The sequence below is a fragment of the Subtercola boreus genome (assembly GCF_003399635.1).
Taxonomy (GTDB): domain Bacteria; phylum Actinomycetota; class Actinomycetes; order Actinomycetales; family Microbacteriaceae; genus Subtercola; species Subtercola boreus_B.
Genome location: NZ_NBXB01000025.1, coordinates 1 through 743 on the forward strand (window position 1 = coordinate 1; position 743 = coordinate 743).

Annotated in this window: 1 protein-coding gene; it reads right to left on the reverse strand. The window is 65.8% G+C overall.

Annotated elements, in window-relative coordinates; genetic code table 11:
* Positions 1-698 (reverse strand): HNH endonuclease signature motif containing protein (locus tag B7R22_RS07770; protein WP_253258952.1); only part of this gene is annotated, 698 nt, incomplete at its 3' end.
* Positions 699-743 lie beyond the last annotated feature (45 nt).

Consider the following 743-nt stretch of genomic DNA (forward strand, 5'->3'; position numbering starts at 1 on the left):
GCCCCGTTGTCCAGATCCGTCAGGCCGCCCGGGTGTGTTGGGGAAAGCCACCCGTCGACGTGGTGACTCTCACACCAGGACGGTGGTGCGTTGCAGCCTGGCCAGACACACCCGCCGTCCCGGGCGGCCAGGGCCCGGTTCTGTGCGGCGGTGAACAGGCGTCGGGTCTTCCCGTGTTGGAGGACCTGCCCGTGCTGACCGAACAGGGTCGTGATGACATCCGCATGACAGAGGAGCGCTTCGACGGTCGTGTAGGGGACGGGTTCGGTGAGGCCATCGATCCAGCCCACACCACGCCCGGAGGTCACGTCGTCGAGGGTGGCGTGCAGGTTCACAGTCGGTGCCGCACCGTTCAGACGCGGCACCGTTGGGTTTTTCGCCCCCAGCTCGATCAGTTGCACCAGACCGTCGGCGCGCTTCTGACCCGCACTCCGGGTATCCACCGTCACAGCATCACCCAGCACACCATCATCGTCGAGCGCATCAGGATCGGGGGTGTCAGGCTGGAACGAGACGATCCGGGGGCTTGTGAAGGGTTCGAGGGCGGCGCCGATGATCCCGGCCATCGGGGCTGTCAGCATGCCCGTGATACGGGTCATCCCGGAACAGTGGGGTGTCAACGTCAAATACCGGCGTTCGTGCAGTTCTGCGTCGCGGGGTTCTGCGCCGTCGGGGTCGAGGTGCTCCTTGTACCGGATCGCGAGATCATCGACCTCACGAACCGAGTACCCGAACCCTCCGAC